Origin of the sequence: Streptomyces sp. URMC 127, assembly GCF_051386535.1 — a bacterium.
In the GTDB taxonomy this organism is placed as follows: Bacteria; Actinomycetota; Actinomycetes; order Streptomycetales; family Streptomycetaceae; genus Streptomyces.
Genome location: NZ_JBPQTW010000270.1, coordinates 1 through 7,894, shown reverse-complemented (window position 1 = coordinate 7,894; position 7,894 = coordinate 1). Strand labels below are relative to the sequence as shown.

Annotated in this window: 11 protein-coding genes; 7 read left to right on the top strand and 4 right to left on the bottom strand. The window is 74.3% G+C overall.

Going from position 1 to position 7,894, the window contains the following annotated elements:
* Window positions 1-627, top strand: a 627-nt coding sequence (locus ACSNOH_RS31515) for a cysteine hydrolase family protein (RefSeq protein ID WP_436724864.1), incomplete at its 5' end; no start/stop codon positions are given.
* Window positions 628-636: 9 nt separating this feature from the next.
* Here the strand turns inward: ACSNOH_RS31515 and ACSNOH_RS31510 are convergent.
* Window positions 637-1,191 (bottom strand): Rieske (2Fe-2S) protein, encoded by a 555-nt coding sequence (locus tag ACSNOH_RS31510; protein WP_436724863.1) that lies wholly within the window; start codon window positions 1,189-1,191, stop codon window positions 637-639.
* Between the two features lie 127 nt (window positions 1,192-1,318).
* Between ACSNOH_RS31510 and ACSNOH_RS31505 the strand changes: the two genes are divergently transcribed.
* The 5 genes from ACSNOH_RS31505 to ACSNOH_RS31485 all read left to right on the top strand — a co-directional run bounded on the left by ACSNOH_RS31505 (window position 1,319) and on the right by ACSNOH_RS31485 (window position 5,078).
* A complete protein-coding gene (locus ACSNOH_RS31505) occupies window positions 1,319-2,143 on the top strand; it encodes a HipA family kinase (protein ID WP_436724862.1) in 825 nt (274 codons plus the stop codon).
* Window positions 2,140-2,535, top strand: coding sequence for a DUF3037 domain-containing protein (locus ACSNOH_RS31500; RefSeq protein ID WP_436724861.1), 396 nt, complete (start codon window positions 2,140-2,142; stop codon window positions 2,533-2,535). The genes ACSNOH_RS31505 and ACSNOH_RS31500 overlap by 4 nt, the downstream gene beginning before the upstream one ends.
* A gap of 175 nt (window positions 2,536-2,710) precedes the next feature.
* The gene (gene fabG, locus ACSNOH_RS31495) at window positions 2,711-3,472 is read left to right on the top strand and encodes a 3-oxoacyl-ACP reductase FabG (RefSeq protein ID WP_436724860.1); all 762 of its coding nucleotides are present in this window, start codon (window positions 2,711-2,713) and stop codon (window positions 3,470-3,472) included.
* 14 nt (window positions 3,473-3,486) lie between these two features.
* Window positions 3,487-4,272 (top strand): SDR family oxidoreductase, encoded by a 786-nt coding sequence (locus ACSNOH_RS31490; protein ID WP_436724859.1) that lies wholly within the window; start codon window positions 3,487-3,489, stop codon window positions 4,270-4,272.
* 107 nt (window positions 4,273-4,379) lie between these two features.
* A complete protein-coding gene (locus ACSNOH_RS31485) occupies window positions 4,380-5,078 on the top strand; it encodes a uracil-DNA glycosylase (protein ID WP_436724858.1) in 699 nt (232 codons plus the stop codon).
* A 20-nt stretch (window positions 5,079-5,098) separates the two neighbouring features.
* On the opposite strand, the gene ACSNOH_RS31480 is transcribed toward ACSNOH_RS31485, so the two are convergent.
* The 3 genes from ACSNOH_RS31480 to ACSNOH_RS31470 form a co-directional block, all read right to left on the bottom strand.
* Complete coding sequence (locus tag ACSNOH_RS31480) at window positions 5,099-5,800, bottom strand: hypothetical protein (protein ID WP_436724857.1); 702 nt, start codon at window positions 5,798-5,800, stop codon at window positions 5,099-5,101.
* 81 nt (window positions 5,801-5,881) lie between these two features.
* Window positions 5,882-6,388, bottom strand: coding sequence for a DinB family protein (locus ACSNOH_RS31475; RefSeq protein WP_436724865.1), 507 nt, complete (start codon window positions 6,386-6,388; stop codon window positions 5,882-5,884).
* Window positions 6,389-6,449: 61 nt separating this feature from the next.
* Complete coding sequence (locus ACSNOH_RS31470; protein WP_436724856.1) at window positions 6,450-7,043, bottom strand: TetR/AcrR family transcriptional regulator; 594 nt, start codon at window positions 7,041-7,043, stop codon at window positions 6,450-6,452.
* A gap of 99 nt (window positions 7,044-7,142) precedes the next feature.
* Here ACSNOH_RS31470 and ACSNOH_RS31465 point away from each other — a divergent pair.
* Window positions 7,143-7,894: FAD-dependent monooxygenase (locus ACSNOH_RS31465; protein ID WP_436724855.1), on the top strand; the 752-nt coding region annotated here is incomplete at its 3' end.

The window sequence follows — 7,894 nt, the reverse complement described above, 5'->3', positions numbered from 1 at the left end:
CCCGCCGAACAGCTCGACCCCGCCACCACCGTGCTGCTCACCGTCGAGTGCCAGCGCGGCGTCGTCGGCCCGGACAGCGCCTTCCCCGAGCTCGCGACCGCCGCCCGCACCTCCGGCGCGCTCGTCGCCGTCGCCCGCCTCGTGGAGGGCGCGCACGACGCCGGGGTCCAGGTCGTGCACGCCATCGCCGAGCGCCGCCCCGACGGCCGCGGAGCCGGCCGCAACGCCCGCCTCTTCCGCGCCGCCGAGCGGCTGCCCGTACAGCAGCTGGCCGGCACCCACGCCGTGCGCGTCGCCGACCCGATCCCGGTCGGCGAGGCCGACCTCGTCGTCCGCCGGCTGCACGGGCTCTCGCCCCTGGCGGGCACCGGCCTGGACCCCGTGCTGCGCAACCTCGGCTGCCGCACCCTCGTCGTCACCGGCGTCTCGGCGAACGTGGCCGTCCCCAACACCGTCTTCGACGCCGTCAACCTCGGCTACACCGCGGTCGTGCCCGCCGACGCCATCGCCGGCGTGCCCGCGGAGTACACGGCGGCCATGGTCAGCCACACCCTGGCGCTCGTCGCCACCGTCACCACGGCCGAGGCCGTCCTGCGCGGCTGGCGGCGCCCGCCCCGGCGCGGCTGACCTCCGGTCTCACCCCAGGTGCACGGCACCGTCGCGGACCGACACCTGCTCCTGCGCGAGCGGCCGCTGCGCCGGGCCGCCCTTGACGCTCCCGTCCGCGATGCCGAACTTGCTGTTGTGACAGGGGCAGTTGATCGTTCCCCCGGAGACGTCCTTCACGACACAGCCCTGGTGGGTGCAGACCGCCGAGAAGGCCTTGAACTCGCCCTTCGCCGGCTGGGTCACCACGACCTTCCGGTCGGGGAAGACCTTGCCGCCGCCCTCCGGGATGTCCGCGGCCTTCGCGAGCTCCCCGCCCTTGCCGCCGCCGTCCATGCCCTCCTTGCCCGGCTTCTCCTCCTTGCCCTCGTTGCCCTCCTTCTCCTTGTCCTTCGCTCCGCCGCTCCCGCCGTCGTCCCCTCCGCCGCACGCGGCGAGCACGGTGACGAGACCGGCGGCCCCCGCGGCCGCGACGACGCTGCGGCGGGTCGAGCCCCGCGGCGCCCGGAAGGCGGCGGACCCGGACCGGGCGGATGCGGCGGACGCGGCGGACGCGGTAGACGCGGACTGTGACAGGTGATTCATGTTCGCTCCTCTGGTCGAGCAGAGCCGAGCAGGTTCAGGGAGTCGTACGGGACCGGGGCCGTCCGCGTTCAATGCCGCGCCCACCCGCGTGCGAAGGCGGCCCGGAGGGCCCCAGTAGCCTGGGGCAATGCTCCCCGAAGTCACAGCCGTCCGATACGTCACGCCCTTGCGTGAGGGCGGCTCGCTCCCCGGCATCGTCGAAGCCGACGATCTCGGGACGTACGTCATGAAGTTCACCGGTGCCGGCCAGGGCCGCAAGACGCTGGTCGCCGAGATCATCTGCGGGCAGCTCGGCCGCGCGCTCGGCCTGCGCGTGCCGGACCTGGCCCGCATCCAGCTCGACCCGGTCATCGGCCGCGGCGAGCCGGACCAGGAGGTGCAGGGGCTGCTGAAGGCCAGCGGCGGGCTCAACCTCGCCATGGACTTCCTGCCCGGTGCCCTCGGCTTCGACCCGCTCGCCTTCGAGGTCTCCGCGGCCGAGGCCGGCCGCGTGATCTGGTTCGACGCGCTCATCAACAACGTGGACCGCTCCTGGCGCAACCCGAACCTGCTCGTGTGGCACGGCGAGCTGTGGCTCATCGACCACGGCGCCACCATGATCTGGCACCACAACTGGCCGGGTGCGGCCGCGGCCGCCGGCAAGCCCTACGACGCCTCCGACCACGTCCTTGCGACCTTCGCCCCCGACATCGCCGGGGCCGCGGCCGAGCTCGCGCCGCGCGTGACCGAGGACCTGCTCGCCGCGGCGGCCGCCGACGTGCCCGACGAGTGGCTCGCGGACGAGCCGGGCTTCGACGGCCCCGACGCGGTGCGCCGCCGCTACGTCGAGGTGCTGCTGGAGCGGGCGGGGAGCATCGGCGACCGGATCACGGTCGGCGAACGCAGCAAGGACAAGCCCTCGCAGGCCCCGGAGTGGGTGCGCGTCAGGCTCGACGGAAGGGCCGGGAAGTGACCGGGCGCCACAACGGACGCGATGTCTTCGAGTACGCACTGCTGCGGGTCGTCCCCCGCGTCGAGCGCGGTGAGCAGATCAACGCCGGGGTCGTCGTCTACTGCCAGGCGAAGGGGTACGTGGCCGCCCGCGTCCACCTCGACGAGGCGCGGCTGCTGGCCCTCGACCCGGCCGCGGACGTGGCGGGCGTGCGCGCCGCGCTGCGCGCCGTCGAGGGCGTGTGCCTCGGCGGGGAGCGGGCCGGGCAGGCCGCCTGCGACGACCCCGGGCGCCGCTTCCGCTGGCTGATCGCCCCGCGCAGCACGATCGTCCAGCCCGGCCCCGTGCACGCCGGTCTGACGGCCGATCCGGAGGCGGAGCCCGAGCGGCTGCTGGACCTGCTGGTGCGGTGAACCCGCCCGCGGGGAGTGGGGGCCGGGCGCGGTGGCGCCGCGGGGCCGGCGGGAAGGCGTTGACAGCCGGTGGCGGGGCTTCTAGCGTCTGATCCGCCGAAGCTACTAAGCGGTTGCTCACCTGTCCGGCCGCGGCCGGACAGGCGGGCCGCCCCCGAGGTGAGGAGATCCCCGAATGCCTGAGCCCGAGCAGCGCGTGGCCGTCGTGACGGGCGCGGCCCGCGGCATCGGCGCCGCGACCGCCGTGCGGCTGGCGCAGGAAGGCCGCGCGGTCGCCGTCCTCGACCTCGACGAGGCGGCCTGCGCGGGCACCGTCGAGCGGATCACGGCGGCGGGCGGCAAGGCGCTCGCCGTCGGCTGCGACGTCTCCGACGCCGCCCAGGTGGACGCCGCCGTCACCCGGATCGCCGCCGCACTGGGCGCGCCGCTCATCCTCGTCAACAACGCGGGCGTGACCCGTGACAACCTGCTGTTCAAGATGGACGAGAGCGACTGGGACACCGTCATGAACGTGCACCTGCGGGGCGCGTTCCTGATGTCGCGCGCCTGCCAGAAGCACATGGTGGACGCGGGCTTCGGCCGCATCGTCAACCTCTCCAGCAGCTCCGCCCTCGGCAACCGCGGCCAGGCGAACTACGCCGCCGCCAAGGCGGGCGTGCAGGGCTTCACGAAGTCCCTCGCCAAGGAGCTCGGCAAGTTCGGCATCACGGCCAACTCCGTCGCCCCCGGGTTCATCGCCACCGACATGACGGCCGCCACCGCGGAGCGCCTCGGCATGGGCTTCGAGGACTTCAAGGCCGCCGCGGCGACCCAGATCCCGGTGCAGCGGGTGGGCGAGCCCGAGGACATCGCCCATGCCGTCGCCTTCTTCACCGGTGAGCAGGCGGGCTTCGTCTCGGGCCAGGTCCTGTACGTGGCCGGCGGACCGCTCAACTGACAGGAAGCACGGAGATGACCGCAGCACAGGACCAGCAGGAGCAGCAGGAGCAGCAGGGGGACACCGGCAAGGTCGCCCTCGTCACCGGCGCCAGCCGCGGCATCGGCTACGGCATCGCGCAGGCGCTCGTCGCGCGCGGCGACCGCGTCGTGATCACCGGCCGGAACGAGGACACCCTCAAGGACGCCGTCGAGTCGCTCGGCGCGGGCCGGGCGATCGGCATCGCGGGCAAGGCCCACGACGAGGCCCACCAGGCCTCCGCCGTCGAGCACGCCATGGAGGAGTTCGGGCGCATCGACTACCTGGTCAACAACGCCGGGACGAACCCCGTCTTCGGCCCCATGGCCGAGCTCGACCTGGGCGTCGCCCGCAAGGTCTTCGAAACCAACGTGATCTCCGCTCTCGGCTTCGCCCAGCAGACGTGGCGGGCCTGGCAGAAGGACAACGGCGGCGCGATCGTCAACATCGCGTCGGTGGCCGGGATCTCCGCCTCGCCGTTCGTCGGGGCGTACGGCATGAGCAAGGCGGCGATGGTCAACCTCACGCTGCAGCTCGCGCACGAGTTCGCCCCCGGGGTGCGCGTCAACGCCATCGCGCCGGCCGTCGTCAAGACCCGGTTCGCCGCGGCCCTCTACGAGGGACGCGAGGAGGAGGTCGTCGCCTCGTACCCGCTCGGGCGTCTCGGAGTCCCCGAGGACATCGGGGGAGCGGCGGCCTTCCTGCTCTCGGACGCGGCCGCGTGGATCACCGGGCAGACCCTCGTCGTGGACGGCGGGATCTTCCTCAACGCGGGATTCTGAGCGCTCCGGTCCCGGGCCTTCGGGCCCGGCGGCCTCGGGTCGGCCGTTGTCAGTGGTCACCGGTAAGTTCTCCGGCGAGAACGGAACGAACCCCGGAGGTTGTTGACGTGACCGTCACCGACGTGCTGCCCGAGTCCTGGCACGGTGTCCTCGCCGAGGAGCTGGACAAGCCCTACTTCAAGGAGCTCACCGCCTTCGTGGAGGAGGAGCGCACGAAGGCGCCGGTGTACCCGCCGCGCGGGGAGGTCTTCGCAGCCCTGGAGGCCACTCCGTACGAGCGGGTGAAGGTCCTCATCCTCGGCCAGGACCCGTACCACGGCGCGGGCCAGGGCCACGGCCTGTGCTTCTCGGTGCGGCCCGGGGTGAAGACCCCGCCCTCCCTGCGCAACATCTACAAGGAGATGCGCGAGGAGCTCGGCTACGACGTCCCGGACAACGGCTACCTCCAGCCGTGGGCCGAGCAGGGCGTCCTGCTGCTCAACGCCGTGCTGACGGTCCGCGGCGGGGAGCCCAACTCCCACAAGGGCAAGGGCTGGGAGAAGTTCACCGACGCGGTCATCCGCGCCGTGGCCTCCCGGCCCGACCCGGCCGTCTTCGTGCTCTGGGGCAACTACGCCCAGAAGAAGCTGCCGCTGATCGACGAGTCCCGGCACGTGGTCGTCAAGGGCGCCCACCCCTCGCCGCTGTCCGCGAAGAAGTTCTTCGGCAGCCGCCCCTTCACCCAGATCAACGAGGCCGTTGCCGCCCAGGGCCACGAGCCGATCGACTGGCGGATCCCCGACCTGGCGTCCGTCCCGGCCCTCTGACCGGGCCCGGGCCAAGGGGGTCAGTGCCCGTACACCGAGTCGCAGATCCGTGAGGCGTCGCCGCCCTGCTGCCAGCGCCCGTGCTGCCGGCCCAAGGCGCAGATGTTGTTGTTACGGGCCCGGGGCGCGGGCGCGGGCGGCGGCGCCTGCGCGGGCGGCGGGGCCTGCGCGGAAGACGGAGCCTCCCGGCGGGATTCGGACGCGGCAGGGGAATCGGCGGTGTGCTGCTCCGGCGGCGGGGCGGGGGCCTCGCTCCGGGGGAAGGACGGGCCGAGGTCCGGGGATGCGGGCCCGTCCGGCGAGGCCCAGGAGCGGCCCGCCCTGCGCGGCGGGTGCGAGAGTCCCGGGAAGCCGGAGGAGCGCGAGGGCTCCGCTCCCTCGTCGGAGGGCCCCGGGGGTTCGCCGGAGCCGTAGGGATCCGCCCCGTCCCGGTGGCCGCGGAGCCCGGAGCCGCGGGCCGGGGTCCTCGCGCCCTCGGGCCCCGAGGCGCCCCCGGCCGTGGCGGCGCGCGGATCCTGCGCGGAGCCCGGCGGGGCTTCCGAGCCGTCCGGGCCGATGGTGATCAGACCCTCGCGGGCCGGGCCCTGCACGGCGTCGCCCGGCCGGGAGTGGGCCGGCGGGCGGGGCGGGGAGTGGGAGACGGGCGGCTGGGAGACGGACACGCACCCGGCGGTCGCCATCGCCACCGCCGCCAGGGCCGTCACTGCGGGCAGTCGATGCACTCGCTCAACTCTGCTGGGCGTCCGTCGCCGTTGGGTATTCCCCGCACGGGTGATGTGCGATCAGGCGTGCGGCGGCCCGGCTCAGGCTCCCGTCGCGCCGTCGATGCGCTCCCGGATGAGGTCGGCGTGGCCGTTGTGGCGCGCGTACTCCTCGATCATGTGGAGGTAGATCCACCGGAGGTCGAACTCCTTGTTGCGGTGCGCCGCGAAGCCCAGGTCGTCCAGCGACCGGCCGCGGACCGCCTCCCGGGCCGCGGCGATCTCCGCCTGCCAGGTGGCGTACGCCTCTTCCCAGCTGTCCTCCGGGCTGACGTCGATGTCCGCGTCCGGGTTCTCGTCGCTGTAGTAGATCGGCGGGGCGTCCTCGCGGGCGAGGCAGCGGCGGAACCAGCTGCGCTCGACCTCGGCCATGTGCCGGACCAGGCCCATGAGGGTCAGCGTCGACGGGGCCGCCGAGGCCTCGCGCAGCTGCGCCTCCGTAAGGCCGGCGCACTTCAGGGCCAGGGTGGCGCGGTGGAAGTCGAGCCAGCTCTCCAGGGCGGTGCGCTCGTCGGAGATGGTGGGCGGCATGCTGCGGTCAGTGGTGATCATGGCGGTCATCCTCCCGCCGGGCCGCCGCGCCCGCCACGGGTTTTCGCGTCCCGGCGCTTCACGCGAGCATGCCGCGCAGCAGCTCTCCGGCCCTCTCGCGCAGCTCCTCCCTGGTGGGCACGCGGCCGTGGTACGGCCCCGCGGTGCAGGTGAACAGCACGCCGTCGGACCACGCGCCGAGGGAGAGCGCGTGCCGTTCCGGCTCGGTGGACCCGGCCGCCGCCATCAGCTCCGCCATCAGATCGCGGAAGCCCTGCCCCGCGGCGTCGTATATCGCCCGCAGCTCGGGCCGCCGCGAGGCCTCCAGCGCCAGCTCGAAGCGCGCGACGGTGTGCTCCCGGCGGCGGACCAGCAGCCGGCGCAGCACGGTCGCGATCGAGTCCGCGAGCGCGTCGAGCCCGTCCGCCGGGTCGGGGAACTCCGCCGGGGTGAGGATCTCCGCGTCGCGCCGGGCGAGCTGCCGCACCGCCAGTTCCAGCAGGGCGAGGCGGGTGCGGGCGTGGTTGGAGGTCGAGCCGGGCGGCAGTCCGGCCGCCTCGTCCACCGCGCGGTGCGTCAGCCCGCGCATGCCGCGCTCGGCGATCAGCGTGAGGGCGGTGTCGGCAATGAGCGCGGTGCGGGGCGAGGGCGCGGAGGAGTTCTCGACGGGCATGGTCCCAACCTACCGCTGCACTACAGCAGTAGTGCACATTCACTACGGCCGTAGTAGCCTGCAGGTGCACTACAGGCGTAGTAGCCGAAAGGAACGACCATGCCCGCACCCCGTGCCGTCGTCATCGGCGGCGGAATCGGCGGCCTGACCGCCGCGGCCGCCCTCCACCACCAGGGCTGGACGGTCACCGTCCACGAACGCGCCGCCGCGCTCGAACCCGTGGGCGCCGGCATCGCCCTCGCCGCCAACGCTCTGCGCGCCCTCGACACCTTCGGCGCCGGGGACGCCGTCCGCGCCCTGTCCGGCTGGCAGGCCGACGGCGGGCTGCGCCTGCCCGGCGGCCGCTGGCTCTCCCGTACGAGCAACGAGGCGGCGGCCCTGCGCTTCGGCGGCCCGGTCATCGTCACCCACCGCGCCGACCTCGTCGACCTCCTCGCCTCCCGCCTGCCCGAGGGAGCCCTGCGCACCGGCAGCCCGGCCACCCTCGCCGACCCGGGCGGCCCCGGCCGCCCCGCCCGCGTGGCCACCCCCGGCGGCGAGACCGAGGCCGACCTCGTCGTGGCGGCCGACGGCATCCGCTCGGCGACCCGCGCCCGTCTCTTCCCCGGCCACCCCGCCCCCCGGTACGCCGGCTTCACGGTCTGGCGCGTCGTCGTGCCCCGCCCCGCCGAGCCCTTCCCCGCCCACGAGACCTGGGGGCGCGGCATGATCTGGGGCACGGTCCCGCTGCACGACGGCCGGGTCTACGCCTACGCCCAGGCCAAGGTCCCCGCCGGCGCCCACGGGTTCGAGCGCGGCGGCGCGTTCGTGGACGGTGACCGTCCAGCCCTGGTGGTCTGTCTCTTATACAC